At 67.7% G+C, this 26902-nt stretch carries 33 protein-coding genes and 2 pseudogenes; 15 read left to right on the plus strand and 20 right to left on the minus strand.

Annotation, left to right across the window (positions count from 1 at the left end):
* Nucleotides 1–50: 50 nt before the first annotated feature.
* From PV419_RS13405 to PV419_RS13450, 10 genes are all read right to left on the minus strand, one after another.
* A complete protein-coding gene (locus tag PV419_RS13405) occupies nt 51–1208 on the minus strand; it encodes a tyrosine-type recombinase/integrase (protein WP_319688213.1) in 1158 nt (385 codons plus the stop codon).
* Nucleotides 1208–1420 (minus strand): excisionase family DNA-binding protein, encoded by a 213-nt coding sequence (locus PV419_RS13410; RefSeq protein ID WP_065962465.1) that lies wholly within the window; start codon nt 1418–1420, stop codon nt 1208–1210. Before PV419_RS13410 ends, PV419_RS13405 begins: the two co-directional genes overlap by 1 nt.
* Nucleotides 1413–2705, minus strand: a complete 1293-nt coding sequence (locus tag PV419_RS13415) for a replication initiator (protein ID WP_319688214.1) — start codon at nt 2703–2705, stop codon at nt 1413–1415. Before PV419_RS13415 ends, PV419_RS13410 begins: the two co-directional genes overlap by 8 nt.
* A 162-nt stretch (nt 2706–2867) precedes the next feature.
* The gene (locus PV419_RS13420; protein ID WP_319688215.1) at nt 2868–3164 is read right to left on the minus strand and encodes a hypothetical protein; all 297 of its coding nucleotides are present in this window, start codon (nt 3162–3164) and stop codon (nt 2868–2870) included.
* A gap of 39 nt (nt 3165–3203) precedes the next feature.
* Entirely contained in the window at nt 3204–3389 is a 186-nt protein-coding gene (locus tag PV419_RS13425) for a hypothetical protein (protein WP_065962463.1), read from the minus strand.
* A gap of 13 nt (nt 3390–3402) precedes the next feature.
* Nucleotides 3403–3588 (minus strand): mobile element transfer protein, encoded by a 186-nt coding sequence (locus PV419_RS13430; protein ID WP_065962461.1) that lies wholly within the window; start codon nt 3586–3588, stop codon nt 3403–3405.
* A 16-nt stretch (nt 3589–3604) separates the two neighbouring features.
* Nucleotides 3605–4201: a DUF2637 domain-containing protein gene (locus PV419_RS13435; protein WP_319688216.1), complete on the minus strand. Its 597-nt coding sequence runs from the start codon at nt 4199–4201 to the stop codon at nt 3605–3607.
* 80 nt (nt 4202–4281) lie between these two features.
* Entirely contained in the window at nt 4282–5658 is a 1377-nt protein-coding gene (locus PV419_RS13440) for an FtsK/SpoIIIE domain-containing protein (RefSeq protein WP_319688217.1), read from the minus strand.
* Between the two features lie 5 nt (nt 5659–5663).
* Nucleotides 5664–6014, minus strand: coding sequence for a hypothetical protein (locus PV419_RS13445; RefSeq protein ID WP_319688218.1), 351 nt, complete (start codon nt 6012–6014; stop codon nt 5664–5666).
* 194 nt (nt 6015–6208) lie between these two features.
* Nucleotides 6209–6994 carry a GntR family transcriptional regulator gene (locus PV419_RS13450; RefSeq protein WP_319688219.1) on the minus strand — a complete coding sequence of 262 codons (786 nt, stop codon included), beginning with the start codon at nt 6992–6994 and terminating at the stop codon, nt 6209–6211.
* A gap of 112 nt (nt 6995–7106) precedes the next feature.
* Here PV419_RS13450 and PV419_RS13455 point away from each other — a divergent pair, with 112 nt between their 5' ends.
* Genes PV419_RS13455 through PV419_RS13465 form a run of 3 tightly spaced genes read left to right on the plus strand, consistent with a single transcriptional unit; the run spans nt 7107 to nt 8285 of the window.
* Nucleotides 7107–7514, plus strand: coding sequence for an NUDIX hydrolase (locus PV419_RS13455; RefSeq protein WP_319689043.1), 408 nt, complete (start codon nt 7107–7109; stop codon nt 7512–7514).
* Between the two features lie 46 nt (nt 7515–7560).
* Nucleotides 7561–7995, plus strand: a complete 435-nt coding sequence (locus tag PV419_RS13460) for an ATP-binding protein (protein ID WP_319688220.1) — start codon at nt 7561–7563, stop codon at nt 7993–7995.
* Nucleotides 7992–8285, plus strand: a complete 294-nt coding sequence (locus PV419_RS13465; RefSeq protein WP_319688221.1) for a hypothetical protein — start codon at nt 7992–7994, stop codon at nt 8283–8285. Before PV419_RS13460 ends, PV419_RS13465 begins: the two co-directional genes overlap by 4 nt.
* A gap of 348 nt (nt 8286–8633) precedes the next feature.
* Here PV419_RS13465 and PV419_RS13470 read toward each other — a convergent pair whose 3' ends face one another.
* Nucleotides 8634–9452, minus strand: coding sequence for a hypothetical protein (locus tag PV419_RS13470; protein WP_319688222.1), 819 nt, complete (start codon nt 9450–9452; stop codon nt 8634–8636).
* A gap of 1686 nt (nt 9453–11138) precedes the next feature.
* Here PV419_RS13470 and PV419_RS13475 point away from each other — a divergent pair.
* The 3 genes from PV419_RS13475 to PV419_RS13485 all read left to right on the plus strand — a co-directional run bounded on the left by PV419_RS13475 (nt 11139) and on the right by PV419_RS13485 (nt 12492).
* Nucleotides 11139–11492, plus strand: a complete 354-nt coding sequence (locus PV419_RS13475; protein WP_319688223.1) for a DUF6247 family protein — start codon at nt 11139–11141, stop codon at nt 11490–11492.
* A complete protein-coding gene (locus tag PV419_RS13480) occupies nt 11489–11752 on the plus strand; it encodes a hypothetical protein (protein ID WP_046088645.1) in 264 nt (87 codons plus the stop codon). Before PV419_RS13475 ends, PV419_RS13480 begins: the two co-directional genes overlap by 4 nt.
* A 536-nt stretch (nt 11753–12288) precedes the next feature.
* Nucleotides 12289–12492 carry a hypothetical protein gene (locus tag PV419_RS13485; RefSeq protein WP_319688234.1) on the plus strand — a complete coding sequence of 68 codons (204 nt, stop codon included), beginning with the start codon at nt 12289–12291 and terminating at the stop codon, nt 12490–12492.
* Nucleotides 12493–12585: 93 nt separating this feature from the next.
* Here PV419_RS13485 and PV419_RS13490 read toward each other — a convergent pair whose 3' ends face one another.
* Nucleotides 12586–13149 carry a hypothetical protein gene (locus PV419_RS13490; RefSeq protein WP_319688239.1) on the minus strand — a complete coding sequence of 188 codons (564 nt, stop codon included), beginning with the start codon at nt 13147–13149 and terminating at the stop codon, nt 12586–12588.
* 295 nt (nt 13150–13444) lie between these two features.
* Here PV419_RS13490 and PV419_RS13495 point away from each other — a divergent pair, with 295 nt between their 5' ends.
* The 6 genes and pseudogenes from PV419_RS13495 to PV419_RS13520 all read left to right on the plus strand — a co-directional run.
* Nucleotides 13445–13753 (plus strand): hypothetical protein, encoded by a 309-nt coding sequence (locus PV419_RS13495; protein WP_319688243.1) that lies wholly within the window; start codon nt 13445–13447, stop codon nt 13751–13753.
* Between the two features lie 200 nt (nt 13754–13953).
* A complete protein-coding gene (locus PV419_RS13500) occupies nt 13954–14355 on the plus strand; it encodes a DUF6247 family protein (RefSeq protein WP_319688246.1) in 402 nt (133 codons plus the stop codon).
* Nucleotides 14352–14642: a hypothetical protein gene (locus PV419_RS13505; RefSeq protein WP_319688253.1), complete on the plus strand. Its 291-nt coding sequence runs from the start codon at nt 14352–14354 to the stop codon at nt 14640–14642. The genes PV419_RS13500 and PV419_RS13505 overlap by 4 nt, the downstream gene beginning before the upstream one ends.
* 417 nt (nt 14643–15059) lie before the next feature.
* A complete protein-coding gene (locus PV419_RS13510; RefSeq protein ID WP_319688258.1) occupies nt 15060–15389 on the plus strand; it encodes a hypothetical protein in 330 nt (109 codons plus the stop codon).
* The gene (locus tag PV419_RS13515; RefSeq protein ID WP_319688263.1) at nt 15389–16030 is read left to right on the plus strand and encodes a nucleotidyl transferase AbiEii/AbiGii toxin family protein; all 642 of its coding nucleotides are present in this window, start codon (nt 15389–15391) and stop codon (nt 16028–16030) included. Before PV419_RS13510 ends, PV419_RS13515 begins: the two co-directional genes overlap by 1 nt.
* A 530-nt stretch (nt 16031–16560) precedes the next feature.
* Nucleotides 16561–16999 (plus strand): annotated as a pseudogene (locus tag PV419_RS13520) (serine hydrolase domain-containing protein); the annotation flags it as partial.
* A 421-nt stretch (nt 17000–17420) separates the two neighbouring features.
* On the opposite strand, the gene PV419_RS13525 reads toward PV419_RS13520, so the two are convergent.
* Both PV419_RS13525 and PV419_RS13530 read right to left on the minus strand, forming a co-directional pair.
* Nucleotides 17421–18362, minus strand: a complete 942-nt coding sequence (locus PV419_RS13525; RefSeq protein WP_319688268.1) for a TIGR03564 family F420-dependent LLM class oxidoreductase — start codon at nt 18360–18362, stop codon at nt 17421–17423.
* A 201-nt stretch (nt 18363–18563) separates the two neighbouring features.
* On the minus strand, nt 18564–19487 hold the full coding sequence (locus PV419_RS13530; protein ID WP_319688273.1) for an SDR family oxidoreductase: 924 nt from the start codon (nt 19485–19487) through the stop codon (nt 18564–18566).
* Between the two features lie 88 nt (nt 19488–19575).
* Here PV419_RS13530 and PV419_RS13535 point away from each other — a divergent pair, with 88 nt between their 5' ends.
* Complete coding sequence (locus PV419_RS13535; protein ID WP_319688279.1) at nt 19576–20157, plus strand: TetR/AcrR family transcriptional regulator; 582 nt, start codon at nt 19576–19578, stop codon at nt 20155–20157.
* 312 nt (nt 20158–20469) lie between these two features.
* The gene (locus tag PV419_RS13540) at nt 20470–20607 is read left to right on the plus strand and encodes an SDR family NAD(P)-dependent oxidoreductase (protein ID WP_319689045.1); all 138 of its coding nucleotides are present in this window, start codon (nt 20470–20472) and stop codon (nt 20605–20607) included.
* Nucleotides 20608–20625: 18 nt separating this feature from the next.
* Here the strand turns inward: PV419_RS13540 and PV419_RS13545 are convergent.
* Nucleotides 20626–21498: pseudogene (locus PV419_RS13545) on the minus strand (aldehyde dehydrogenase family protein); the annotation flags it as partial.
* On the opposite strand from PV419_RS13545, the gene PV419_RS13550 reads away from it, so the two are divergent.
* Nucleotides 21499–21741, plus strand: coding sequence for a PLDc N-terminal domain-containing protein (locus tag PV419_RS13550; RefSeq protein WP_319688284.1), 243 nt, complete (start codon nt 21499–21501; stop codon nt 21739–21741).
* Between the two features lie 14 nt (nt 21742–21755).
* On the opposite strand, the gene PV419_RS13555 is transcribed toward PV419_RS13550, so the two are convergent.
* The 5 genes from PV419_RS13555 to PV419_RS13575 form a co-directional block, all read right to left on the minus strand.
* Nucleotides 21756–22979, minus strand: coding sequence for a sensor histidine kinase (locus PV419_RS13555; RefSeq protein WP_319688289.1), 1224 nt, complete (start codon nt 22977–22979; stop codon nt 21756–21758).
* A 210-nt stretch (nt 22980–23189) separates the two neighbouring features.
* Entirely contained in the window at nt 23190–24206 is a 1017-nt protein-coding gene (locus PV419_RS13560; RefSeq protein WP_319688293.1) for a YdcF family protein, read from the minus strand.
* Between the two features lie 145 nt (nt 24207–24351).
* Complete coding sequence (locus tag PV419_RS13565) at nt 24352–24999, minus strand: response regulator transcription factor (protein WP_319688298.1); 648 nt, start codon at nt 24997–24999, stop codon at nt 24352–24354.
* Nucleotides 24996–26183 (minus strand): sensor histidine kinase, encoded by a 1188-nt coding sequence (locus PV419_RS13570; protein WP_319688303.1) that lies wholly within the window; start codon nt 26181–26183, stop codon nt 24996–24998. The genes PV419_RS13565 and PV419_RS13570 overlap by 4 nt, the downstream gene beginning before the upstream one ends.
* Nucleotides 26183–26875 carry an ABC transporter permease subunit gene (locus PV419_RS13575; protein ID WP_319688309.1) on the minus strand — a complete coding sequence of 231 codons (693 nt, stop codon included), beginning with the start codon at nt 26873–26875 and terminating at the stop codon, nt 26183–26185. Before PV419_RS13575 ends, PV419_RS13570 begins: the two co-directional genes overlap by 1 nt.
* Nucleotides 26876–26902: the final 27 nt, after the last annotated feature.

Here is a 26902-nt window from a genome sequence, read left to right on the forward strand (position 1 = left end):
GACGAAGGCCCAGGTCAGCGACCCGGGCCTTGTTTGTTGTCTAGACCTCTTTAGGCGTCCCGCACCAGATCCGCACCAGATGCCACGTCAGCGGCTCTCTGCCGGTCGGCTCGCACCCGGGCGTCGATCCCGGCGGCCACCTCCTTCTGCCGCTCTGTGGTCGAGTGCTGGTAGATCAGCGCGGCCCGCTCGGAGGATTGCCCAGCGCGGACCATGGTGTCCTTGAGCGTCGCGCCGGACTGGGTCGAGAGGGTGTGCCCGGTGTGACGAAGATCGTAAAAACGGAAGTTGTCGGGGAGCCCTACTTTCGCCCGCGCCCGCCGCCACTTGCGCCCGAAGGAGGACCGCCGGAACGGCGCCCCTTTCTCCCCGACGAAGAGCAGCCCGTTCGGCTCCTTCTCGGCGAACCACTTCAGATGCCGCTCCAGGTCTTTGCGCATGAAGGCCGGAAGCACGATGAAGCGCTTCCCCGCTTCCGATTTGGTCTCGCCGACGACGCGCCGCCCAGTCGTCAGCTCCGGCGCGGCCCGGCGCACCCACACGCCGACCGCATCGAGGTCCACGTCCGGCCGCCGCAGCTCGGCCTGCTCCTCGGGGCGAGCAGGGCCGTACGCGGCGATGTAGACCATCAGCCGCCACCGGGGCCCGATCGCGTCGGCCAGGGCATCCACCTGCTCAACGGTGGCTATTGGCCGCTCACGGGCGGACTCCTTGCCCGCACCGCGTATCCGGCACGGGTTGCGGCGGATCAGCTCATCCTCAACGGCCGTTTCCAGAATGGCCTTCAGCAGCCGGTACGACTTCGCGACGGTCGTTGTCCCGGTCGACTCCAAACGCTCAGCGCGCCACGTGCGGACGCGCGGAGGCGTGATCTCGTCCAGGTCCCAGGCCCGGAAGGTGGGAAGGATGTGCAGCCGCAGGAGGCGCCGGTACAACTCCTCGGTGGTGGGCGAAAGCCCACGCTCCTTCACCCACCGCAAGGCGTACTCCTCGAAGTTGACGGCGCCCGCCTTGGGGTCCTGCCAGTCCCCGCGCGTCAGGTCCGCCTCAACCTGAGACAGCCAGACCTCAGCGTCCCTCTTGGTGTCGAACGTCCCAGGGGAACGCTGCTCTTGCCCGTCCGGCGCCAGGTAGCTCGCGGTCCAACGCCCGGACCGGTACTGACGGACCGAGCCGAAGCGGCGCCGGTTGCCCTTCTTGTTCCCCATCAGGCAGCCCTCCCGAGGCGCGGCCGCCGAGGCTGTACCGGCCGGACGGTGTGGGCATCGATGTACTCGCGGATGACGCTTTCCGGGATGCGCACGTGGCGACCGACCTTGACGTAGGTGATCCGCCGCTCGGCGACCAGCCGCCGAGGGAAACGATCGGTGGTGCCCAGCAGCTCGGCGACCTCTCTGACGCTGAGGTACCGGTCACGCATGGGTTGGTTCTCCTTCCGTTCCAGGGGCGGGGGCGATGGTGGCGGCGAGCCATTCCTCAGCGGGGGTGAGGCCCGTTCCGGCGTAGGCCCAGTGGGCGAGGACGAGCGTGGTTTCTTCCTGCTCCAGCCCGGTGGCGACCTGGACCCGACGCCACGTAGCGCGAGCCTCACGAAGAGCCCCGAGAGTCGTTGAGTACCGACGCGACTTGGTAGAGAAGTGGCCTCGAAAGCCGAGCATGTGAGCCCAGGCGCGGAGCCGGAGGCCTTCCAGGTCCTTGCGGGCGCCGAGGGCCCAGGCCGTGCGGATGAGGCGGCGGGTGTGCTCGGGGACGTCGATCTGCGCGAGTTCGGCGATGAGCCGTATCGGCCGGTCGAGGGCGCCGGTCGCTGTCTCGGCGCCTTTGGTGGCGTACTTGGCGATGTACGCGGCCACCGCCCGGTCAGTGAGAGCCGTTCCGCCGTCCAGCTCGGGCCCGCGGATGGGCCGTACGTCGAGCTGGCGGCCGAAGGCGAAGCGGTGAGACCGCCCATTGATCAGGGGCCCCTTCACCTCTGCCTTTGCCCTTGCGGCACGGATGGCGTCGCTCAACAGCTCGGTGGTGGCCCAGGCCGGCGGCGGGGTGTCACCTCCCTCCGGACCGTCGAGCCGGATCACGGCATGGAAGTGGACGGCGCCGCGCTTCTGGTACTCCGCGACTTTGGCGAAGGACAGCCGGGCGTAGTCGCGGAAGGCCCGTTGAGTCAGCCCGGCCCGCTTGGCGACCTCCCGCCGCAGGTAGATCGAGAAGCGCCGCCACAGCAGCCCCGCATGAGCGTTCCAGAGCACCGCGGCTTCGTAGTCGTAGGTGTCCGGGTCGAGCGGAGACCCGATCGCCGTGTCGTCCTGGTCGTGACGGACGCCGCAGCGGCAGCGCCGGACCGTGCCGCCGGGCCCGGTGGGCCGGTTGTGGACTGGGCCGAAGCTGGGAGCGGTGAAGGTGGCGAAGACGCGCGGGTGCGTGGCTACCTCCTCGGGGGTGCCTTTGCCGCCGCGTAGTCCGGCGGTGATCAGGTGGAAGGTGTCGCGGCGGTAGGTCTCGGCGCAGGCCGGGCAGCGGGTGACGCGGCGGTTGTTGCAGCGGACCAGCAGATGCCCGGCGGGCAGCTCGGCGGAGTCCAGGTGACGGAGTACACGCCCGATCTCGCCGGTGTCCTTGTTCACCTCGTGTTCGGTGCGGTGGCCGTCGAGGCGGATGGGGTTGGTGCAGCCGCCGAGGCCGGAGAGTTGACGGAGCAGGGCGGGCATGGTGCCGAGTGCTGCCAGGGTGCCCAGTTCGGGCAGCGGTGGCGGGGTGGTGCGGGTGATGATGGCTATCTCCTCTTTCGGCTCTTGAGTCGTGAGGGGTTGGGCTGCCGGGGCGGCGGATGCTTGGCGGTATCGAGGCCTCCCCGGCAGTCGTGTGGTGGTTCAGCGGCGCCGCTGATTGCTGAGCAGTGAGCGCATGACGACGGCGGCGACCGCGACGGAGATGGCCGTGACGGCGACAGCGGCGAGCAGAGCCGTCAGGACGATGCCGACGGTGACCACGGCGGCGACGGTCCCAGCGCTGAGCCCGGGCACCATCCGATGAGCGGGTGCAGGCGCGGGGGCGGTGTGCTGGCAGGAGCAGGCCGGGGCGTGCCCGTGTTGGACGGCCGGGACGGTCGAGCTGATCACGTGAGCGGAGGGCAGGGCAGGGGCCTCGGGAAACTTGGGTCGGAACACGATGAATCTCCTCTCAGCTACTCGTCTAGGTGATTGGCGCTAGCGGTTGACGACGTCCACGCCGGAGCGCGTACCGGATTCGATGACCGGGGCGAGCACGGTGTGGGAGAGCCAGAAGCCGAACAGGGCGATCACGACGACCACCCACACACGGACGCCGAGGAACTTGATCGCGAACCAGGTGACGGCGCCCAGGACGAAGACCAGCGGCAGGCTGACAGTCACGGGGGATCCCCTTTCAGCGGACGGGGCAGCGGTGGGTACGGGCAGCCAACTCGGCAGCGGCCCGGGTGGTGTAGTCGGCGGAGAAGTCGCAGCGCGGCGCGGTGCATACGGCGGTGTGCTTCTCACGGCCCCGCTGGTCGTAGGCGGTGCCGACACGGACCGGGCCGATACGGGCGATGTTGCGGAAGCGGCGAAGCATGAGGGTGGTACTCCTCTCAGAGACGGGCAGCGATGGCATCAGCGAGCGGCGCAGGGACGCCGAGGCGGGCGCGCAGGGTGTCACGGTCGATGGGCGAACCGGTGCGGACGTGATGTTCGTCGGCGAGCTTGCGGGCGTAGGTGACCAGGGCGGCCGGGACATGCGGCGCGGGCAACTGCGGCTCAGGCTCCGGCTCGGCGACTGGCCCCGCGGTTCCCGGCTCGACAGCCTCCGGCACCGGTTCGACGGCGGGCGCGGTGTGGGCGAGCAGGGTTCCGCCGAGGAAGGCCACGGCGGGCCATCCGGCGACGAGGATGCGCAGCCAGGCCGGTACGTCGTCCAACTCGAGCAGCCCGGCGGTGGCGACGTTCGCCCCGAGGGACGCAGCCAGGGCAACGACGAACCAGCACCACCCAGCCGCCTTGGATGATCCGGACCGCAACCGCCGCCAAGCCGCCACGAGCAGCAGGTCAACGGACACCGGATAGGCCCACGCCTTCCACCCGGCTTGCCCGGCCGCCGAGGCCAGGTCATGCAGGTGAGCGAAGGACAACGCGGCAGCGATGACCGCTTGCACGAGCACCGCGTCAACACGCGCCAGATGAGCGCGCACGGGAAGTCTCCTTCCGGAATCAGGCATGGCAGGGGTACGCACATGGCGCGAAACGGTCACGCCGACCGGGCGATGCTGGATTACTCGGCAGCCGGAACGGGCTTGACCAGCGAAACGGGAGCGCTCACCGGGACGGCCGGCACGGCGGGCCTGAACGGCTTGAGCGCGGGCAGATCCGGCACCAGGTGCGCGTTGTCGCGACAGGTAGCCGCAGCGTCGGCGAGAGACAGATAGGGGGTGCGGATGCGAGACCAGCCGCCGGAGGTGTCCCCGGCGACCGCGAGGCCGGGCCGCTCGGGTGCGATGGCGCAGGCCGCGCCGACCGCTTCCGGGGCGATGTCGCCGAGCGCCATCTTGGCGGAGGCTTCATCGTTCACGCGGTGGCAGACACGGCCGGTGAGCTGAGCACGGAGCATGGTGGCTCCCTTGCCCAGCTCCGCGCCGAAGCGCTGTCCGCACACCTCCAGGTAGATGCCCGCCGCGCGGCCGAGTTGGGCGAGCCGGATGAGCTGGGTGACCATCTCGTCCCGCCTCTCCTCGTCCTTCCGCGTGGCGATCAGGAACAGCTCGGCCACCTCGTCCACGAGCAGCACCACCGGCACCGGCCGCTCATCCTCCGGCAAGCCCCAGATGTCAGAAGTGATCTCCTCGTCCGGAGTGCTCAGGGCGATGCCCTGCCGGGCCTTGATCAGGTCGTATCGGTCCTCCATCAACTCAACGAGCACCGGCAGCAGCTCGGCCGCCTGCACAGGGTCAGTAGCCAGGGCCGACAGGCGCGGTGCGAAGGGCGCCAGCTCCACCCCCCGCTTGCAGTCGATCCCGACCAGTGCGACCGGTTGCCGCGTCAGGCCGCTGATCAGGTGCCGCAGGAACATCGACTTCCCGGACAGCGTCGCACCGAGGGTGAGTTGGTGTGGGATGGCCCGGTAGTCCCGCATGAACGGCGTGGCGTCTTCCCGCAGCGCCACCGGCACCTTGAGGAACCCGCCCGCCGTCTTGCGGGGCATCCGGACCTTCCGCAGGACGTCGAAGCCGATCAGCCGCAGCTCGACCACACCGGGCTTGATCTCCTCGACATACGCGCCGTGGACGCCCCAGGCGTGCCGGAGCCGTTCGGCCGAGGCCGCCACGTCGGCGGGTTCCTGTCCCGGGGCCAGCCGCAGCCGGACCCGCAGCCCGGTCGACGTCGGCCGGATGATCCCCCGGCGAGGCGGGACCGGCCGGACCTCCCGACGAGTGAGCGCGTGTATCGCCCAGGCCCGCAACCGGGACGGTGGCACGGTCAGCCCGCAGGCGTCCATGACCGCCCCGTACGAGCCGAGTAGCTTCACCGTGGAGACCGGCAGGCCGATGGTGGACCAGTACGCGGCCGGATGCCGGGCCCGGAGGTAGGCGGCCCCGCCGACCGTCGCGGCAACCGGGCCACCCACCTCCATCAGCGTCGTCACATCGGTCATCGGGCTCAGGCTCCCGCACCCACGGGTATGACGGCCGGGGCGATGGCGTCGGCCCGGTAGGCGATGCCGTGCCGCTGCTGCCCGTTGAACACGCTCTCCCAAGGGCGAGCGACCAGACCGATCAGCGTGACCGGCGATCCAAGAGCAAGCCCGTCGGTCACCCCGCTCTCCGGCACGGTCACCTGAAGCAGGGAGGACTCCCCGCCATCGATGAAGACGACCCCCAGTCGCATCAGCACCTCACCGGTCTGGGCATCCTTGGCGATCTCGCGGGTCTGCCTGTCCTTCACCTTCGGCTCAGGCGCCTCGGTCAGCAGGATCGTCGCGGCAGACACGTCAACACGGATGGAACGCAACTGCTTCTCCTTCTCTCACACTTCAACCATCTAGTCGTCTAGATGAGTTGCCGTCCTCCGACCCGAACGGGCGGGAACGGGGACCACCACGCCACACAACTTGCCCACTCGTCTATACGAGTATGCGTCTGCGTGTGTACGAGTTGAGAGAAGCGGCCCACCACAGCCGCGCAGTGCGCCATCCGGCGGGCCTGTCAGGTGGCGGGCAGTTGGTAGGAGAGGACGTACGCGTCAGCGGCCATCACGGTGTCGCAGACCTCCACCGCCCGCCCCTCACCATCGAAGGCCGTACGGACCAGATGGATCACCGGCACACCCGAGGCCAGATGCAGCGTCCGTACCTCGGCAGGCGAGGGCATCCTGGCGCGGATCTCCTCGTCGAAGTGGTCCAGGCGGTGCCCCATCTCCTCCAGCCGGGCGTAGATACCACCAGGCCCCGGATTCGGCTGGGCAATTGGAGTGTCACGGGCCAGGTCGAGCGGCAGGTACGAGGTGGCGAACTCCACCGGCCGCCCGTCAAGCAGATACCGGCGCCGCCGGGCCAGCACCTTCCGGGGAGAGCCGAGCCGAGCGGCGATGTCCTGCGAGGGCCGCTCCTCCTTGACCTCCAGACTGTCCACCTCGGGGCGGCTTCCCGCAGCTTCCGCCTCCACGGTGAACGCCGACTTCCCCTGATCACGATGACGCCGCGCGAAGCGGTCGGAGGCCAGGCGCCGCACGGGCGGTCGGGGCCGGACGAAGACGCCCTTGCCGTGTTCGGAGACTGCGAGCCCTTCTTGCTGGAGCAGGGCCAGGGCGTTGCGGACGGTCATCCGTGAGACGCCGAAGTGCTCGACCAGCTCAGTTTCCGAGGGCAGCTTGTCGCCCTCCTTGAAGCGGCCCTTGTCGATCACTTCGCGGAGCCGGTCGGCGATCTGCCGGAACACGGCCCGATCGCTGGTGGGGTCCAGCGCGCCCAGGATGGAAGTCAGGGAAGGCATTGTGTTTGTACTCCTTTAGGTGTCTAGACGAGCGGCTGACCCTGGTTGCTACGGTGGAGAGCCTAGCCAGCCGGGAGGGCAGAGGAACGTGAGCACTGAGCGCCCGCACTCCGTGAGCGTCGCCGGGGTCATCGTCGACGACGCCGGTCGCGCGTTGCTGATCAAGCGGCGGGACAACGGTAAGTGGGAACCGCCCGGCGGCGTGCTGGAACCCGGAGAAACCATCCCCGACGCACTTCAGCGCGAAGTCCTCGAAGAGACCGGAATCAAGATCGCGCTTCCCGCGACTCTCACCGGCGTCTACAAGAACATGACCCGCCTGATCGTCTCCATGGTCTTCCGCTGCGAGGCGATCGACGGCACCCCGACCACCGGAGCGGAGACCCGCGCACTTCGCTGGGCCACCCGCGAGGAGGTCATCGAGCTGGCCGACGAGGCGTACGCGATCCGCGTCCTGGACGCGCTCGACCACACGACCCCGCCGGCCGTCCGCGCCCACGACGGCGTTCGACTCATCTAGCACGAACCCATAGCCCATGGCCGCCTACCAGCACAGAGGAACTTGTATGCACGAGTATATGAGTAGCGTTCGTGCCTGGGGACTGACTTGCCCAGGATTTCCAGAAGAGATCGGCCGCGCCCGCCGCGGGACCCGCGACATCCTCCACGGCCACCCATGCGCCGAGATCGCCACGCTCATCGTCAGCGAGCTGAGCACCAACGCCGTGACCCACACCGACAGCGGCAGCCCCACAGGGACCTTCCATGTCGCTCTGGCCCTGTCCACTCAGGTCGTCGCGATCTCCGTGACCGACGCCGGAGGCCAGCCGGGGAAGCCTCACCCGATCGAGCCGGACCAGGACGCCACCCACGGCCGGGGCCTGAGCATCGTCATGGCCCTCGCCAACCACCTCGGCATCACGGGCGACGAACACGGCCGCACAGTCACAGCCGAACTCCTCACCCCAACCGCACTCGCCCTACAAGGAGGGGCCGGATGACCACCCCACCGACCTCGGGCCGCAACGACGGCTGGGAGATGGACCAGCTCCACCGTGACGAGATCACCGTGGCGATGAACTGGGTCATCCGCACGTGTCAGCAGATCGTCCACGACCGCAGTCACAAGACCTTCTGGACCCCAGCCGACACCAGCGAGGGCACCCCATCACCGGAACAACTCATGCAGACGGCCCGCGAAGACGTGCTCGACAAGCTTCAACGGATCATTGAGGGCGCCCAGTTCGTCATGAAGTACATCGAGCACGAACGCGCCAAGCGCAAGCAGTGAGTTACAACCTTCTCTACGGGTTCAAGGCGCCGCGCAAGCGCGGCGCGCGCGGCCCGTCCCCCGGCCGGGCCTGCGCTCCTGTCTCCGCCCCGCTCCAGCCCGGCCGCCGCCCATGCCGCGCGCACAGCAAGCAGCCGCCTGGCGTCAGAGAAGGGGTACGTCGTGGCTGGGGCGGTCGGCTCCACGGCTTTACGCAGCCACTTTGGGGCGAGCCTCTAAGATCATGGCCCCAACGTCGTGCTTTAGCGGGCAGGTCCACAGACTGCCCGACGCGCCGGAAGCTTACGGGGCCATGATCTCTCGCCCCAAAGCAGCTCCAGCCCAAAGCCGCTCCGCCGCCCTCAGGCGCTAGCCCGATCGGCCGTCATGGCCCTCCGCCGTTATGGCGTCACTGTTCTCTGCATCCTTGACGAAGATGGCACAGAACTCGACCAAGAAAGTGACTAGCGCAGCAAAGAAGGCTGAGAGAAAGGTGAGCGAGAACGCTTCACTAGCCGCCTCTTTTTGGGTCTCGGCGAGGTTTACAGCCAAGCTGACGGGAGGAAGGTTGCGACCACTTTCTTCCCAGATCCACTTGTCGACCTCCTCCGCGCCAACACCACCACGCATAATGCCAACTGAGGTTATTCTCGTAGGTGATTGCCCTACCTGGATCATGTATTTACGAAGATCTTTCATTCGCAGGGATTCATTCACCTCCAGGTCTTTTCTCGACTCAGTGTTTATGCCCGGGAGCGCAACCGCAAGATAGGGGCCACTTTTCACAATCGGACCTTGCCTCCATTCATTTGAGCCGCTGTTCTGCCAGCAGAAACGGATACTTATCGGCCACGAATAATCCTCGGGAATCGTGCCCGAGATTATAACCGTCGCCCATGGCTCCACTGTTGGTACCCCGTGTGGCCCGGCATAGGCCACTTTAGCGCCATCAGGTTTGGCGCAAGGGCTACCGAGCCCCCGAGTCGACGCAGATACCCACCAGTTAAGCGGTCTTGGTGTAGACCCGTAGTCGATTGTGAGATTCAGTGCACTTTTCTTAGGTGTGCCTTCGATGTCGGCGCTGACCGCATCCGGATGTCCCGATATCCTGATGTCAGGTTGCTCCGGCAGGCGAGGAGGGCTGCTGGCGTCTGACTTGGTGAAGTGCCAGCCCAAGGCAAAGAACACGAGGGCCGCCAGAGTCGCCTGAACCACCAGTGACCGAAATACGTTAAGCGCTCTCCGAGACACCCTTCGTATTCTTCTTTTTCCCATACACTCACGCTACCCATTAGCGCGCGCGTGTACTTCCCCCAAAGGAGGGAGTCAATGTCCTCGGTTTGGGCGATGGTGACCTGTTCGCGGCGGGCCTTCAGTAGATCGATCAGCGCTCCGCACGTTTGATGCGTCTCAGTGGGCGGTCAACGACACTGAAGATAACCAGCGTTCGAAATCCCCAAAGGGCCAACCATCCACCCAAGCTGCTTCGGGACGCAGAGGGGCATGATCCATTAATGCCCGAACATGCGGAGAATCCGCGTCGCGATGCCAAGCCGTCACCACTCCGAAGAACGACCTTGACCGCATGAACTGAACAGAGGTCGTTCACCCTCGATTGATGTTTCAGACGCTCACCTTAGGCGCTCGAAGGCGTTCATGATCCTCGCATCCCGGAGCTGCGACGCCTGCCTTTTTGGTACTCAGCCCTCCAGCGTTCGAAGGCCGCCTGCCACTCACTATCGCTGGCTCGTTCAGGTCCCATCATCCACTTCACCATGGCCTCTCGACCTGCCGAACTTTCTTCAAAGAGGAAGAGGAGAGTCTGCTCAGATTCTTCGGGTAGCCCATCGTCCCGTAGCATTGCCGAGAGGCATTCATACGCATCATCCACGAAAGTGTTGACCCAAAGGGACTCATCCGAAGCCCGCTTTCGGCGCTGACGAGTCCAAGCGCGTCCAATAAGGCGAACGTCTCGAGAGACCCGCTCGCGGAGGGCTTCATCACGGAGAAGGCCAGCGTCGCTGGCAAGCCTGCGCGCTACAGGCCGCGTGCTGGTGTGGTCCTCAATGTCCGTCAACTCCCTGAGCGTAACCAGTTTCTCCCTCATAGAGAACACGTGTGCCCGCTGTTCCGCCCGGTGCTCGTGCCTCCACGCGAGCGCCTGTTGGGCCCAGTGCACGACATAGCCCAATGCTGCCGTCAATATCGGGAGCAACCACTGAGTCATGGGGAGATTGTGCCCAGCGCAGGAGGGCAGCACAGGCGTAGCTGTGACGCATTGCCCCGGGAGCCCCGCCGCGCAGCCTGGTCCTGACTGTGGTGCCGCACGCGTCCTCTGACATCCACGGCTGACATCAACGACGCCGGACAGGAGCACACTGGAGCACCCCCCGCCTGATCGTCACGACGATGGGTGACACCGCCAAGGCCAACCCGCAATCGAACTTACAAGGCAGGTATCGCCGTGCCAGATTCGTGCCAGAACGGTCGGTCATCCACGGTCAACAAGGGTCATCGCGGAGCCAGGAACAGACACCACATGTGCAGCGTTCCAGCAGGTCAGAAATCCATCAATACTTGATCGCCCGGTGATTCCCAAGCTCAGAGCGCGGGTTCGATTCCCGTCACCCGCTCCAGTAAGAACCCCCAGGTCAGCGTCCTGGGGCTTCTTCGTTGCCCGGGGCCGCTGGCGTCTCCGTCAACCCGTGACGACGCACCAAGAGCCAGCAGAATGCGATCACACCTGAACCAAAGCGATCGGGATGCGTCGGGTGTTGTGTGGCTGGGGAGGCCCAGGCGTAGGCTCAGTCCAGCGTCCGCAACAACGGCCAGGCTCACGATGATCACGCAGACCGCCGCCCAGGAGACGTTCCTATGACCGAGCAGCCCTCTGCCCCTGACGGGCCCCTGATTCCAATGCCGGCTCTCACTCCGGCAGCGCTCCGCGCAGCGGTCGCCCAGATCGCCCCCGTCCAGCTACCGTCCTTCGTCGAACACCTCGACCGCGCGGTCGAACAAGCCGCTGCCCAGAGCACCATCGCTCCACTGCGTACCTTCTTGCAGTGGTGGGGAGAATTTGTCGCTATCCAGCGCTACCCGGCCCGCGCCGCACGCTTGCGCGAACTGGAAGCCGAGGCGGAACAGGCCACCGACCGCGAGGCCGTGCGCTCCGCACTCGCCGAGATGCGACAGATCACGGACCTGGCACACCATGAGATCTCCGCGTGAGCGATAACTGGACCTGGGACTATGACCCCGATGCCGAGCATGTCGTGGACGGCCTGCCTCACGAAGTCGTGGCCGAGGTGGAGCGCTTGGCTGAACAGCTGACGGTCCTTGGCCGCGACGCGGTCGACGTCGGCCGCGGGAACCCGCACGGCGGAGGTCTGCGAACACAGGACATTTTCGGTGGGCGGGGCTTTTTCATGTTCATGGCGCTGGAACGCCTCGAACTGGTTGTGATCACCCGAGTCACATGGCTCGGCTGATCAACGACTACCGGGCAGCCTGCATGCATGCGATCGGCCCGCTGGCTGCTGCAAGGTGAGTCAGGGTGGTCGCTCCAGGACGCAGCCTGAGCGACCGCATAGCGTCCCCCCGCACCAGATGCGCACCAGATAGGGCGGTAAGCAGCGGTCAATGACGGGTACTGAGGCAGGCACACCAGCCCACCGTCAGTACTCGATTACGCTGGTCAGCGGCGTGATCAGCGTTGACCGCCCGGTGATTCCCAAGCTCAGAGCGCGGGTTCGATTCCCGTCACCCGCTCCACGACGAAGGCCCAGGTCAACGACCCGGGCCTTGTTTGTTGTCCAGACCTCTTGGAGGTCTGCGTGCCCTCCGCGTGCCCCGTCTCACCCGAAAGCGTCTTCATAGAGGGGCGCCGACTCGCCACTTGAGACATCCGAGCGCCGAACGTCTCGAATGGCGAGACAACTCTTTTGTGGCCTGGGATCACCAACTAAACAAAGCTCGATGGGTTCACAACCACGGGCGGGCAGGCGGGTCCACCGTTCACAGGATCGTGCTCCACTGCTCCCCCGGCCACCTCGGGATCGTCTACCAGCCGCTCGGGGCCCACTTCGCCGGCAGCAGCACGCCCCGGGCCCTGTGTTTCCTGCCGGACGGCACCATCCTCAACACGCACTCGAAGGCCAAGATCACCGGAGGCGAGGTCGGCGGGAAGGGGGTCATGCCAAGCTGCGCGATCTTGGGGCAAGGCCGCTGAACTGCGGTGAAGACCCGTCTCGATGGCTGGCCGAAGTACTTCCGGCGATCGGGGCCCGGTGGGCACGGCACGCGGGAAACGGATCGCATCACGTCAGCGAAATGACCAGACCATCCCGACTTCCGTCTCCGACACGAGTACCAAACCGAAGTCGAAGGTGCGTACGGAAAAGGGGTACCACTGAGAAACCCGTTGGTAGTAGTCGCGGGTGTCGCTGCCGTGCCCGGTGTTCGCGTAGAAGTGCGAGCCTTGAGGGAAGCGCGACAGGATGACACGGGCCTTTACTTCAAGGCCCTCCCTGCGCTCCTCGAAATCCGGTTCCTTTGTGACGTCGATCCAGGGTGTAGAAAGGGCCACGAGGAACCGTACGGCCTGAGAACGCGGGATCTCATGCAGGTAGGGCTTCCAGGCGTCCGCCGTCGCGACGGCCTCTGGAGGCATGACGAAGGGGTAGGACGGTTCGTCGAGCCTTTCGAGTTCGCCCTCCCATATGTCCACCGTGCGCCAGCCGCGGGCGTCGCAGGTGTCACCGCGTATCAGGGTGGACAGGTCGAGCACCCAGTTCTCGTGCTCTCTGCTCGTCACCTTGGCGATGGTCGCCCGAGGTTCGTACATGTCGATCGCATCGCACCAGGATCGCTCGTCGAGCTCGACCATCACTGTCTACTCACTCATCATTGGGGCTCGGACGTCAGGACCAGCTCCACCGTGCCAGATGCGTGCCAGAACGAGCGATAAACCACGGTCAACGCGGGCCACCAGGAGCCCACGCCCAAGGTCGCATCAGGAGCTGTTTACGCAGGTCAGCGTGTTGATCGGCCGCAATCAACCTGTGATTCCCAAACTCAGAGCGCGGGTTCGATTCCCGTCACCCGCTCCACGACGAAGGCCCAGGTCAGCGACCCGGGCCTTGTTTGTTGTCTAGACCTCTCTACGCCTCCCGTGCCCTTGCGTGTCCGATCAGGCGACGCGCACGGCCGGTGGCGTCACGCTGCCGCGCCACATCGACTGGGGACCGCACTACGTCTACGAGCTGGCCGACGAGGCAGACTTCCGGCTGATGTACGAACGCGTCATCCGCGAAGCTCAGACACGCGACGACCTCAACGCATACCTGCACACGGCATCACTGCGACAGGTGTGGCGGGACCTGTTCCTCCCCCTCCCGGTCAAGACCTCTTGGGAAACCCGCTTCCCTGAGCTCCGCGAACCCGGCACGACGGCAGCCGCTGCCTCGTGGACGAACTGCAGCATCGGCTGATCCGCCACAGTCTGGACGGCGCCGAAAACAAGCTCTGGGAAGATCCAGACGCCCGCGGAGGACGGCCGCCGTCAATGTTGCTGCGGTCATCAGCCCGCCGAGTGAACCAAAGCAGACCAGCACATCTCCATGCGCCCGAGCAGGCCGGACACGTACCGTAGGACGCACAGCGGACCTGCCGATCGTTACTGGAGACCGCGATGACCACGCAGCCCGAACATCCGATGCACGACATCGCCGACAGCGGTCCGGAAGCTCACCGCATCGCCCAGCCGGCGAGCACACCTGAGGAACTGCGTGCTGCCCTTGCGCTGATCGCCCCAGACGCACTGCCGACATTCGACGCCGAGCGCGCCGCAGCACTCCGGCAGTCCCGAGAGCAGGTGAGCGCGGCACCCATGCGTCGCTTCGTCGGGCAGTGGGCCGTCTACGTCGCCATCGAACGCCACCCGGAACGGGCCGCCCGCCTGCGGGCACTGGAAGCCCGTGCGGCCGAGATCGACGATATCCACGAGGCTCGCGAGCTCGCGGCGGAGATCGGCCGCATCCTTGACACAGCATGCGCTGAGGCCGGCGTCGACCAGGAGCAGGGAGCCGCGTGAGCGACCGGGACCCATGGCGCTGGGAGTATGACCCGGACGCCGAGCACGTCGTGTCGGGCCTGCCCTCGCAGGTGGTCGCCGAGGTTGAACGCCTCGCGGGCGAGATGGTTGCACTGGCCGAGGTCGGCGTTGACGTCACGGATCTCGGTCAAGGACCGCGACGGGGCGTGCCGGGCGGAGTACGGCGCATCCCCCTGCTCGTCGACGGTTGGTTCTACGCGCTGCCCCTCCCCCGACTGCGCCTCATCGCGATCACCCGAGTGATCCCCCCATTCTCCGATCTGTAGCGGTGAGAGATCTCGCTTCGCGGGACTGGACACCGGCGCGGGCTGGTCGGCAGTGCGCCGGGTTCCGCACCAGAAGCGCACCAGATAGAGCGGTGAACAGCGGTCAATGACGGGTACTGCGGCAGGTACACCAGCCCACTGTCAGCACTTGTTTACGCAGGTCAGCGGCATGCTCAGCGTCGATCGCCACGTGATTCCCAAGCTCAGAGCGCGGGTTCGATTCCCGTCACCCGCTCCACGACGAAGGCCCAGGTCAGCGACCCGGGCCTTGTTTGCTGTCTAGACCTCTTTATGCCTCCCGTGCCAGATCAGGTGCCGGGCATACCGACCAGTCGCCTCTCAGCCGACGTTCACTCCGTAGTGCACTCGGCTGCGATACCAGCACCGCTGGCAGGCCCCATCAGGCATGCTGGAGCCATGAGCAGGTATGCAACGGCGAAGCCGTACGTGCTGCCGGAGTCGCTCGCCGAGCTGGACGGGCCCACCACCGGTGGCGTCACACTGCCACGCCACATCGACTGGGGACCGCGCTACGTCTACGACCTGGCCGACGAGGCAGACTTCCGGCTGATGTACGAGCGCGTCATCCGCGAGGCCCAGACACGCGACGACCTCAGTGCGTACCTGCACGCGACGTCTCTGCGGCAGGTATGGCAGAACCTGTTTCTTCCCCTCCCGGTCAGGGCCGCTTGGGAAGCCCGCTTCCCAGAACTCCGCGAGTCCGGCACGACGACAGCGGCTGCCTAGTGGATGAGCTGCACCGCGAGCTGATCCGCATTGGGCTGGACGCGCTCGCTAAGGACTACGGATACGCACTCGCGGGCGGCTACGCCGTCCAGGCTCATCACATCGTCAACCGAGTCAGCGACGACGTCGACCTCTTCGCACCCTTCGAGAGGGCGAGTCACGAGATGAGCCAGGCCGCGGAGCGGATCACCGCTGCCTACGAAGCTGCCGGCTACACCGTTGAGCAGGCCCATCTGACCCCCACCTACACCAGGTTGAACGTCACCGACCCAACTTCAGGCACGCAGAGCAAGGTGGAGCTCGTCGCCGAATTTCTGCGCCACACACCAGTCGAATCCGACCTCGGCCCGGTACTCCACCGCGATGACGTCGCCGCAGGCAAGACCAGCGCACTGTTCACCCGAGCCGAGGTCCGCGACGCCATCGACGTCGCAGGGCTGTTGAAGGCCGGCTACACCCGCGAACAGCTCATGGAACTCGCCGCCCAGAACGACGCCGGCTTTGATCGCCGCATGTTCGCCGATTCCCTCGGTCGTATCCAGCGGTACACCGACAAGCAGTTCGCCGCCTACAACCTCACTCCTGAGGAGGCCGCGGCGGTTCGCGACGCCTTCGCCGACTGGCAGCAGCAACTCCTCTGAACGGTGCTCCGCCACCACGATGGCCAATCGGCCACCCCTTGTTACACACCCAGGCCGTCACCAGCAGCACCAAGACCATGCTCACGCAGCCCAAGAGAGCCTACGAGTTCAAGCGCCTAGCAAGCGCGGCGCGCGGCCCGGCTCCGCCCCGCTCCGGCCCGACCGCGCGACAGCAGCAAGCACCTTGGCTGAGGAAAAGAGCGCCGTCGTGGCTGGGGATCGGCTCCACGGTGAAACTTTGCATCACCAATTGTCGCGATCTACAGAAGCATCTCGCACGCACAGGCTACAGGCAGAGAATCGGCTGGTCAGGGCTCTAGAAGAGTAGAATCCCCACTCCTGTGCACAGCCGCACCCAAGCCTCCGTGCACAGATCAAAGTAAAGTCTTAACAGCTTTCACTAGGTTATCCACAGGGGGTGGTGGATAAGCGTCTTGGCTGATGAGGCATCACGTGTCACGCTCTCACCCAGATACGCAGAGCACCCGAGGGGGCTTGGCAACACAAGGCGCCCCAACAGAGTCGGGCGCCTTGTTTGTCATACAGCCAGCGTCCCCTTGCGGGCCCAGCTGGAGAACCTCTACGGCACTTGACCCACAGGACGGGCGCGACGGCGTCCTCCACGAGGCCCTGCACCGTCCTTCCGGCAAGGCGGTCGAGTACACCGACCGGGCCGCCCTCATCCTCGGCTACCTCGCCGAGCACCTCTCCGGCCAGCCCCTCGACCAGCTCGCCTTGGAACGGGTCTGGCAGCCGCTGAGCATGGCCTCCACTCGCTTTGGACCGCTGCCCGCTGCGTCCGCGAACGCCTCCCGCACCGCGGTGCCCGAAGCACTGGCCAAGCTGATCGCCGGCGGGGAGCTGGTCCCGCTCCCTGGACGGAAGGGGCCACGGGGAGAGCTGTATTACCACCTGCCGGCCACTGCCCGGTTTCTCGCTGAACAGGCCGCCGAAGGGATCAGGATCTGACCCTCCTAGGGGCAGAATCCGACCCCAGAACAGTTCGAGCTGACCTGCCACTCCGCCCATAAGCTGCTGGACGTCGCCCCGGACCACGACTCAGTGGCTGGCAGACATGGGCCTGTGACGAGGAGGGCGACGCCCACCACCGCACGAGCACCGATCTGACATCAGCCGTTCTCTCACAGTGCGGGGCATCAGCCTGAGGTATCCGCTGTCGTAGAGGGTGATATCGAGCTGCATCTTGCCAAGGTTGTGCGTGCGCTGGAGCGCCGGGTCGCCGGTGCCGCCGAGCCGTGGGTCGGAGGCGTACAGGCGCTCGGCCTCCCGCAGCTGGGCCAGGCTGTCGGCCGGCCACCGCTTGGACACCTGCCGTCCGTATGCGACCCGGGCCACGAAGAGCGGGACGGGTCGCCTGCCGCTGCCGAGGTCAGGCTGAGCGCGTCAGCTCGCCGGCGAGCTGCCAGGTGCGCCGGCGGTCTTCTTCGCGGGCGATGTCGGTGTAGGCGACGGTGATCTCGGTGGCGCCGGCCTCCATGTAGCGGCGCAGTCCGGCTGCGACCGTCGCCTCGTCGCCGATCAGTGCGAGGTCGACGGCGCGGTGTGCACCCTCCATGTCGCGGACGCGGCGGTAGGACGGGATCGAGTCGTAGAAGGCCAGATGGGCGGTGGCTGCGGCCCTGGCCTGGTCGATGTCGTCGGTCACGATGGCGGGGACGGAGGCGTTCACCCGTGGAGTGGGGCGGCCGGCACGCGCGGCTGCTTCGGTTATCCGGGGAACGATGTGTTCCTCGAGGGTCCGGGGTCCGGCCAGGAAGGGCATCGTTCCGTCTGCCAACTCGCCGGCCACGCGCAGTGCCTGGCGGCCCATGGCGCCCACGATCAGCGGGATCTCCGGTTCGGCGCCGAGCACCTTGGTGGGTCCGACCGGGCGCGATGTCAGGGTGCTGCCCTCGTAGGGGGTGACTTCACCTGCGAGCAGTGGCCGCAGGGCGCTGAGGTACTCGCGCAGGTGAGCGATCGGCGGCGGGTAGGGCAGGCCGTAGGCGTGTGTGAGCAGGTCCGGCGCGCCGAGGCCGATGCCGAGTTGGAAGCGGCCGTGGGTGGCCGCCTGGGCTGTCTTGGCCGCGGATGCGAGGATCTGCGGGTGTCGTGGATGCATGGGTACGACGGCGGTGCCCACGGTGATGCGGGGGACCTCCCGGCCCACGACGGCCGCGAGCACGATGGCGTCATGGGTGGCCGGCTGGTTGAACCAGACCGAGTCGATCCCCAGTTGTTCGGCTTCCCAGCCCAGTTCGGCGGCGCGGTCAGCGACGTTCTTGAGGTTCTCTGTCGGGGCGAACTGGGGCATGGCTACTCCGACGCGCATGTGTTCTCCCTCGTCTTGGTGAGCGACGTGCTCGTCATTACTGGCCTCAATCGGTGGGAATGTGCTGGTGAAGTGATGAAGCGGCGGGCCCGCAACCGGGCTTCTCGGTGCGGCTGACGGCCGTGCGCTTCCTCGGTGTGTTCCGGGGTGCTGGGGGTCCGAGGTGGAGGCACAGCCGCGCAGGTGGCGTCTTCGCGGCTGTCAGGCCGTGGTGGCAAGGGTGCGGAAGTAATGGCCCGTGTCGAGGTCTTCGAGGAGGCCAGGGTGGGTCGGGTGCCAGTCCAGCAGTTCGCGGGTCAGGGTGTTCGACGTCGGGGCGTCGAAGCTGAGGAGGGCCCCGAGGGAGTCGAAGTGCTCGGCTGCGGCCTCGGGTGCCACGGAAGCCACCGGGACGTCGAGGTGCCGGCTGATCACCTCGGCGATGTCCCGGATCGGGACGCCCTCCTCGGCGATGCCGTGCAGTACTGATCCCGCAGGCGCCTTCTCGACCGCCAGGCGGAACAGCCGTGCGGCGTCCAGGCGGTGGACGGCCGGCCATCGGTTGGCGCCGTCACCGATGTGGCCGGAGACACGCCTGGACCGGGCGATGGAGATCAGCATCGCGATGAAGCCGTTGTCCCCTTCGCCGTGGCAGGTGGGCGCCAGTCGCACCACGGATGAGCGCACGCCGCGCGAGGCGAGTGCGAGCGCGGCCCGGGCCGTGGCCTGCCGCATCGCGCCTGGTGAGCCGTCGATGGCGGCCCTGTCCCGCTCGGTCGCCACACGCCCGGGCGCGAGGCCGAGCAGGTTGGAGGCGATGACGAGGGGGCGGCCGGTACCGGCGAGCGCGTCGCCGAAGGTGTCGACGGCGCGGCGGTCGGCCTCGGCAGCGCCTTGGAGGTTGCCGGCGAAGGCCATGTCGTTCTTGAAGGCGAGATGGATCACCCCGTCCGAGGCGGCGGCGGTGCTGCCCAGGACGTCGAGGTCGTCAACGGTGCCGTGGACTGCTTCCGCCCCGGCGGCTGCGAGGTCGTCGGCGGTGGAGTCGGAGCGGACGAGCCCGAGGACCTGGTGCCCTGCGTTGATGAGCTCGGGTACGAGGGCGGAGCCGATCCAGCCGGACACACCGGTCACGAAGATGCGCATGGGAGAGGACCCCTGACTCTTGATGTCAGTCACTGTCGTCGGACCCTAACATCTGATGTCAGTCACTGTCATCGCGTAGGATCCGGGCATGGGCAGATGGGAGCCGAACGCATGCGGTCGCCTGGCGCAAGCGGCGTTGGAGCTGTTCGGTGAGCGCGGCTACGAACAGACCACGGTGGCGGAGATCGCCAAGCGGGCGGGCCTCACCGAGCGGACGTACTTCCGGCACTACGCCGACAAGTGCGAGGTGATGTTCGGCAAATCCGGTGCGCTGCAGGAGCAGTTCGTGACCGCAGTAGCCGAGGCACCGCAGTCCATGGCGCCGATCGACGCCGTAGCGGCGGGACTTGAGGCGGTCGCCCAGGCGTTCGCCGACCCCCGCGAGTACCGCCAGCGCCAGGCCGTCATCGCGGCGAACGCGGAACTCCAGGAGCGCGAACTGACCAAGTACGCCTCGATGTCAGCCGCGATCGCCGACGCCCTGCGCCGACGCGGCGTCGCCGAGCCGTCCGCGACTTTGACCGCCGAGGCGGGGATCGCCGTCTTCAAGGTCGGCTTCCGGCTCTGGCTCTCGGCCTCCGAGGAACGCGAGATGTCCCAGGTGATGCGGGAATCGCTCGACGAGCTCAAGGCTCTGACGGCGCGGCGTGCCTGGATGAGAGAGCCGTAGTGCTCGTAGGCGATCAGCAATCGTCTGATCGTGGCCCCGATGGCCACGAACCCGAACCGGGCTCTACGACGAAGGTAATGGGCGCGCCTTCCTCGACGCCCTGCGCCGGGCAGGAGCACTGGCACGGCTCACCCACGTCCGCGGCGGTCACCTTTTTCCGCTGCGGTATCCCCAGGGCTTCGTGGAGCTGGTAGGGCGAGCACACCAGGACTTGGCGGACCAACAGTGACGGCGCGCAGCGGAGAGGTGCATCCCGTGAACACGACCACAGCAAGCAGCGGTTCTGTGGAGCTCGGCTCGGCTCATGCGATCGTGACCGGCGGGTCGAGCGGCATCGGGCTGGCCACGGCCCAGCTGCTTGCGGGCCGCGGGGCGAAGGTGTCGCTGATAGCGCGGGGAAAGGAACGCCTGGAGGCGGCGGCCAAGGAGGGCCGCGGCCAGGGTGGCTGACGTCGCCGACCGGACGGCCGTCACCCGTGCCGTGGCCGATTCCATCGCGTCCCCGATGGGCAGGCTGCGGGCGAGTTCGGTGAGCAGGTCGACGACCTCGGTGTAGCGGCTGCGCGGGGCGAGGACGCGGGTGCTGAGGTGGCAGGTCCGGCCGCTGTGGGTCAGGGGCACGCGGACCAGGCTCTCACCGATCTTTGCGGGGCTGAGGTCGGCGTCGTCTCGGATGATGCCCGCGGACTTTCCGCCGAGTTCCAGGGTGACCGGGCGCAGCAGCCGTCCGCAGGTCTCGGCGATGGCCCGGCCGGCCGGGGTGGATCCGGTGAAGGCGACCTTGTTGACGCCCGCGCGCGACACCAGATGGGCGCCCGCCTCCCGGCCGCCCGGCACGACGTTGAGCACCCCGGCGGGAACGCCCGCGGCCTCGGCCGCCTCCGCGACGACGAACGCGTCGAGCACGGCCTCCGGGGACGGCTTGAGGACGACCGTGCAGCCCGCGGCCATCGCGGGTGCGATCTTGAACATGGACAGGACCTGCGGATAATTCCACGGCACGATCGCCGCAACGACGCCCACCGGAACCCGGCGCACCTCGACCGAGCCCCCCATCAGTCCGGCACGGACCTCGGAGAAGTCGGTGGCACGGGCCAGTCCCGCGTAGTAGCGCAGTACCTCGGTCGGGTAACCGACCTCCAGCTGCCGGGAGATGCTGATCAGCATGCCGTTCTGCAGGCTGACGAGTTCCGCGATGCGGCCGGCCCGCGCCTCCATCTCGGTGGCGAAGCGTTCCATCACGTCGGCCCGGCGCCCAGGCTCCCAACTCGCCCAGCCACCGGGCGCGTCGAAGGTCCGACGTGCCGCGTCCACCGCGGTGTCGATGTGCTTGTACACCACATGACCCTCGCCGCCACCGGCGGAGATGTGATCAGCGCGGCGGTAACCGGTGTGTTCCTTCTCATCGCCCTTGCCTGCCTGGTGTTCTTCATCAGCACACTGGTCAGCATCCTCAGGTCCCCCCTTACCGTGGGGATGAAGCTGATCTGGATAATCTTCGCCTTCATTGCCCCGTTTATCGGCTCCCTGTGCTGGTTCGTCATCGGCAGCAAGGACGCCCGGCGCCGGCCGGGCGTCGTCTGACCCACGGGCTCGGATCAGCCGTAAGCAATGCGGACACCGGCGGCGCCGGGGTCGGCCTCACGCGCTGGGTCGCCCGCTGGGGCAGGGAGTACGGCGGTGACCTGCCAGCCTCGGTCGGGGCGTGGCCCGGTGCGCAGTTCGCCGCCGAGCGCGGTGACGCGTTCGGTGAGGCCGACCAGTCCGAAGCCGCCGCCTCGGGCCGCGGCCGGCAGAGCCGTGCCGCCCTTGCCGTTGTCGAGCACGGTCACCTCCAGGGCCTGGCCGTCATGGGCAAGGTGGACGGCGACTTCCGTGGCGTCGGCGGCGTGGCGGCGGATGTTGGTAAGGGCCTCCTGCACGACGCGGTAGGCGGCGACCTGGACGTCGTAGGGGAGGTCGTCGGGAACCGACTCGTCGCGGTGGAGTACCGCTTGCGGGCCTATCGGGCCGCCGAAGTCTTCGACGAGTTCCGGAAGGGATGCCAGCGTGCCCACGCGGCGATCGGCGGCCGCCTTTCCCTCGGCCGTCTCCTCAAGGCTGTCGCGCAGGAAGCCGACGGTGCGGCGCATGGAGGCGAGCGCTTCCGTGGCGCCGTGCACGACACCCTCCAGGAGCGTCTCCAACTGCGCCGGATCGGTCGTCCGGACCATCTGTGCCATGCGGGCCTGCATCAGGATGCCGGTGACGTGGTGGGCCACGAAGTCGTGCAGGTCCGCCGCCATCGCCAGACGCTCGGCGCGCTGGGTCGCGGCGACGGCGGCACGGCGGCGTTTGGCCAGGGCGCGCAGATAGCCACCGAGTGCCGCCATGCCGGCGCCCTGGAAGACGCCGAAGGGGCCGGACTGGACGAGGAGCGCGACGCCGACGAGGAGGGAGCACCCGACCACCCACCGGGGACGGCAGTCGCGGACCGCGATCAGCTGCAGACCCGACAGGGCGCCGGACACCGCGAAGGACATCTCGTCTCCCTGCACGACACCGGTCATCCGCAGGACCGCCATGATCAAGACGAGGCCGGCGGGCACGGCGGTGCGCAGTTCGGCGGTGAACCAGGCCGGCCGCTTGGCGACCGGCCACGCGAGGGCGACCAGGCAGGCCGGCAGCACGAGCAGGTCCCACCACAGGCTGACGTGGTAGTGCCAGAGCTGCTCCTGCTCCCAGTAGGCCGCGAACACCAGCATGGCGACCACGGTGGCTCTCAGGATGCCGCGCCCGCGGATGGGGCGGGCGGCGAGGTCATCGGCAGGGGGCTGCGTCATCACACGTCACCTCGGTGCACGGTGGGCAGGTCCGCCGGAGCGGTGGCGGCCGGCCCCGGACCCGGCCGTCGGCCAGACGGCGCGCATTATGCCCGACCGTGTCCGATGGGTGACGACCTGGATCACCATGTGGCGACGGTACGGGTATCCATGCAGGTCAAGCAGCGTCCGGGGGTTTTCGCCCGCGGCTCCGCCGCACGTGGGACGGGTTCACAGGGCGAGCGCCAGGCCGAGGGCGAGGGCGACCAGCAACGCGCAGATGCCGAGATTCAGCACCCGGTGGGACAGGAAGACGGCCACGAATTCGCGGATCGTCGCGCTCGGCCAGAAGTAGCGGGCCGTCGGTGAGCCGACGACCTGTGCCATGACCTTCTCCCTGCGTGCGATCTGTGCGGCGCGCATGACATGGAAGTTGTTGGTCACCACCAGGGCCCGGTAGTCCGCTTTGCGGTCCTGCATGAGCGCCTTGCTGAACCGCAGGTTCTCCTGGGTGGTGCGGGACCGGTCCTCGACCAGGATCCGGTCGGCCGGTACGCCGGCCGCGATGAGGTAGTCGGCCATCGCCCGCGCTTCGGGGAGGTCCTCGTCCGGCCCCTGGCCGCCGGACGTCAGCAGCAGCGGATCCCGGCCCTTGTCCCGTTCGGCGTCGAAGGCGGCGCGTCCCCGCTCCAGCCGGCCGGCCAGCAGCGGCGGGACACGCGAGCCTCCGACCAGCCCGGAACCGAGGACGACGACGAAGTCGACGGCGTGGCGACCCCGGTGCCCGATCCTGCCGTAGACGAAGGAGTAGAGCAGGAAGCAGACGAAGAGGAATGAGACATAAGTGAGGACGCCTGTCACCGGTGCCATCAGCAACTCCAGCGGCTTCCATCGGGTGTGGAGGGCCAGTTGCCTCAGCGCGAAGACCAGGATGATGCCGACACCTGCCGCCAGCGACAGCAGGTTCGCCGGGCTCCTGCCCTCACGGCGCAGCATCGTCACCCCGTTGACGATCAGGAAGACGGCGAGCACGAGCATCATCGGAGGCAGGAGGAGGAAGGGAGCGCCGATCAGGAACCCGGCCGCCCTCACCGACACCTGCAGCAGTTCCCCCGCCAGCCCTACGAACAGGAAGAGGAGCGCGAAGAACAGGTAGACGCCGTTGCGTATGAGTCTTCGGTCGTACGCGAAGCTGCAGGCGAAGATCAGGAAGAAGACGCCTGCGGGAGTGAACAGAACCAGGTGCACCACTGTGCCGGCCCCTTGTACGTCATTGATCGTGCCGGAGGTCTCCGGCCGAAGGAGGGAGGAAAGGGAGAGGGAAAGGAAGAGGTGAGGAGGAGAGATGTGCCGTGGCAGCCGGGAGACAGCGGCCGCGCCTGGCCGTTGTGGGTCAGGCTTCGCCTGCCTGGTGGACGAGGATGGCGATCTGGGTGCGGTTCTCCAGGTCCAGCTTGGTGATGATCCGGCTGATGTGGACCTTCACGGTGGCCTCGCTCATGTGGAGCGTACGGGCGATCTCCGCGTTGGCGGCTCCGGTGGCCACGGCGGCGGCCACCTCCCGTTCCCGGCCGGTGAGCCGGGACAGCTTCCCCTTGGCCTCGGAGGCTTTGCTGCCCGCGCCGGTGGCGAACCGGGTCAGCAGCCGTTTGGTGACGGCTGGGGCGAGGATCGCCTCGCCCTTGGCCACGATCTCGACGGCACGGGCGATCTCGTGCGGCGGGGCGTCCTTGAGCAGGAACCCAACGGCGCCGGCCTGGAGGGCCAGGTACACGTACTCCTCGAGGTCGAAGGTGGTCAGCACCAACACCTCGGGCGGAGAGGCCAACGCGCGCACCCGGCAGGTGACTTCCAGACCGTCCACGACCGGCATACGGATATCGGTCAGCAGCACGTCGGGCCGGTGCGCCTGCACCAGCTCGACGGCGCGGGTGCCGTCGCTGTCCTCCGCCACGACCTCGGCGGTCCCGCTGCTCTCCAGGATCATCCGCAGCCCGGCCCGCACCAGCGGCTCGTCGTCCAGCAGTACGACTCGGATCATGACGGGTACCTCGGCAGGCTCGCGGTGACCAGGAAGCCTCCCCCGGGACGGGGGCCGGCCGTCATCCTGCCACCCGCAAGCTCCACCCGCTCACGCAGCCCCAGCAGTCCGAAACCGGTTTCCGCCGCAGCCGCCGACGGGCACGCCGCGGGTGAGCTGCGTACCGAGACGGTGACCTCCTCGTCCGACACCCCGAGGGTCACGTCCACCTCGGCGCCGGGCGCGTGCCTCTCCGCGTTGGCCAGGGACTCCTCCACCAGCCGGTACAGGGCCCGCTCGGTCGTGCCGGGAAGCTCGGGCAGTTCGCCGGGCAAGCCGACGCGTATCCGGCTGCCAGAGCGGGACGCTTCCTCGACCAGTCGGCGTACCCCCTGAACGGTCGGTAAAGGGTGCAGCGGCACGTCCTCGTCCCCCTTGCCGAGCACGCCGACGAACTTGCGCAGCTCCTTCAGCGCCGTCGCTCCGGCGGTCCGTATCGCGGTCGCGGCCTCTACTGCGGCGGCGTCGCCGGAGGTCATCTCCAGCGCGCCGGCCAGCAGGGTCATCTGACTGATCCGGTGGGCCACCACGTCGTTGAGTTCCCGTGCGATGCGGGTGCGTTCCTCGCAGACGGCCTGCGCGGCCAGCAGGCTCCGCTCGCGCTCGGCCTGGTCGGCTCGCTCGCGCAGTCCGGCGAGGAGTTGCGAGCGTTGCCGCAGCCACAGTCCGAGCACGACCGGGGCACCGACCGTGGTGACCGCAGCGCCCGCCATGACCGGCAGGCCGAGTCCCAAGGGCCAGGTGCTCCACGGCGCGACGACCACCACGCCGCCGACAGCGGCGGTCACCCAGGTCACGGCGGAGGGCCCGTACCGCCTCGCCACCGTCCAGCAGGCCACGGGCACCGCGCAGAGTGTGCCCACGAGCACCCAGCCCAGCAGCGCGGCCGACGCCGCGGTGAGGGGGAGGCGGCGACGCAGGACGATCACACACGCCACGGCGAGAGGCACCACGGTCCGTCCGCCGGCCAGCAGCCCGAACGCGGAGCCGCGGGCCATCGCCACGCCGAGGGCTCCCACGACCGCTCCCACTGCCCCGTCCCCGAGCCACAGCAGCAGGGAGTCCCCGCCCCACCAAGGGCGGGGACTCCCGTCGCCGCGGCTCGCCGCGGTCGCGGCGCCCTCGGGCTGTCCGGCGGACGGCATCACACGTCCCGTCGTGCCAGCGCCGTACCCGCGCCGACGACGACCAGCGCGGCCAGCGCCGTCAGGGGCAGTGGCGACTGCCACTTGAAGGCGTCCACCAGCGATACGACGGAGTAGAAGGGCTGCATCCACCACTCTTTCAGCACGTTCGGCAGGAGGCCCTCCACCACGGTCGGCACGGCGAGCATCACGATCATGGCCACGGTCGCGTTGCGGGTCAGCGCCGCGAGGCCGAGCCCGACGAGGAAGCTCAGCACCGCGTAGAGGACCACCGCGGCCAGCACCTGCCCGATGCGCGCCCAGTCGTCCGGCGCGCCACCCCGCAGCATCTCGGCCAGCAGCGTCACCAGCACCAGCAGGACGCCGGTGACCGCGGCGAGGAGGGCCGAGATCACCGCCTTCGACGCCATCACCACCGGGCGGGACCTCAGAGTCAGGATCGTGGTCGTGATGGTCCGGTAGCGGTACTCGTGGCCGAACGCACCCACCACGATGGCCATCGGGAACAGCAGGACCAGGGGCAGCGTCCCGGTGTCGAACGAGGTCAGGAGACGCCCGATCGGGGGCCTCTCGTGGTGGCCGGCGGCCAGGTAGGCCACGAGGAACTGCAGGGCCGCACCGGCGGCCAGGAGTATCCAGGTGGAGCGGAGGGTCCGGATGCGGATCAGTTCGTAGCGAAGCGCGTTGAGCATGACGGTTCTCTCTTCGAAGTCGGTGAC

Origin of the sequence: Streptomyces sp. ME19-01-6 (assembly GCF_033793745.1) — a bacterium.
Lineage (GTDB): Bacteria > Actinomycetota > Actinomycetes > Streptomycetales > Streptomycetaceae > Streptomyces.

Excerpts from the sequence above, each read along its gene's own strand:
- PV419_RS13465 (WP_319688221.1), top strand. The coding sequence starts at position 7,992 with ATGACCACCCCACCGACCTCGGGCCGCAACGACGGCTGGGAGATGGAC.
- PV419_RS13415 (WP_319688214.1), bottom strand. The coding sequence starts at position 2,705 with ATGCCCGCCCTGCTCCGTCAACTCTCCGGCCTCGGCGGCTGCACCAAC.
- PV419_RS13535 (WP_319688279.1), top strand. The coding sequence starts at position 19,576 with ATGGGCAGATGGGAGCCGAACGCATGCGGTCGCCTGGCGCAAGCGGCG.
- PV419_RS13410 (WP_065962465.1), bottom strand. The coding sequence starts at position 1,420 with ATGCGTGACCGGTACCTCAGCGTCAGAGAGGTCGCCGAGCTGCTGGGC.
- PV419_RS13570 (WP_319688303.1), bottom strand. The coding sequence starts at position 26,183 with ATGCCGTCCGCCGGACAGCCCGAGGGCGCCGCGACCGCGGCGAGCCGC.
- PV419_RS13475 (WP_319688223.1), top strand. The coding sequence starts at position 11,139 with ATGACCGAGCAGCCCTCTGCCCCTGACGGGCCCCTGATTCCAATGCCG.
- PV419_RS13565 (WP_319688298.1), bottom strand. The coding sequence starts at position 24,999 with ATGATCCGAGTCGTACTGCTGGACGACGAGCCGCTGGTGCGGGCCGGG.
- PV419_RS13430 (WP_065962461.1), bottom strand. The coding sequence starts at position 3,588 with ATGCTTCGCCGCTTCCGCAACATCGCCCGTATCGGCCCGGTCCGTGTC.
- PV419_RS13550 (WP_319688284.1), top strand. The coding sequence starts at position 21,499 with ATGACCCTCGCCGCCACCGGCGGAGATGTGATCAGCGCGGCGGTAACC.
- PV419_RS13575 (WP_319688309.1), bottom strand. The coding sequence starts at position 26,875 with ATGCTCAACGCGCTTCGCTACGAACTGATCCGCATCCGGACCCTCCGC.
- PV419_RS13490 (WP_319688239.1), bottom strand. The coding sequence starts at position 13,149 with ATGGTCGAGCTCGACGAGCGATCCTGGTGCGATGCGATCGACATGTAC.
- PV419_RS13440 (WP_319688217.1), bottom strand. The coding sequence starts at position 5,658 with ATGACCGATGTGACGACGCTGATGGAGGTGGGTGGCCCGGTTGCCGCG.
- PV419_RS13510 (WP_319688258.1), top strand. The coding sequence starts at position 15,060 with ATGAGCAGGTATGCAACGGCGAAGCCGTACGTGCTGCCGGAGTCGCTC.
- PV419_RS13525 (WP_319688268.1), bottom strand. The coding sequence starts at position 18,362 with ATGCGCGTCGGAGTAGCCATGCCCCAGTTCGCCCCGACAGAGAACCTC.
- PV419_RS13500 (WP_319688246.1), top strand. The coding sequence starts at position 13,954 with ATGACCACGCAGCCCGAACATCCGATGCACGACATCGCCGACAGCGGT.
- PV419_RS13530 (WP_319688273.1), bottom strand. The coding sequence starts at position 19,487 with ATGCGCATCTTCGTGACCGGTGTGTCCGGCTGGATCGGCTCCGCCCTC.
- PV419_RS13555 (WP_319688289.1), bottom strand. The coding sequence starts at position 22,979 with ATGACGCAGCCCCCTGCCGATGACCTCGCCGCCCGCCCCATCCGCGGG.
- PV419_RS13460 (WP_319688220.1), top strand. The coding sequence starts at position 7,561 with ATGCACGAGTATATGAGTAGCGTTCGTGCCTGGGGACTGACTTGCCCA.
- PV419_RS13405 (WP_319688213.1), bottom strand. The coding sequence starts at position 1,208 with ATGGGGAACAAGAAGGGCAACCGGCGCCGCTTCGGCTCGGTCCGTCAG.
- PV419_RS13450 (WP_319688219.1), bottom strand. The coding sequence starts at position 6,994 with ATGCCTTCCCTGACTTCCATCCTGGGCGCGCTGGACCCCACCAGCGAT.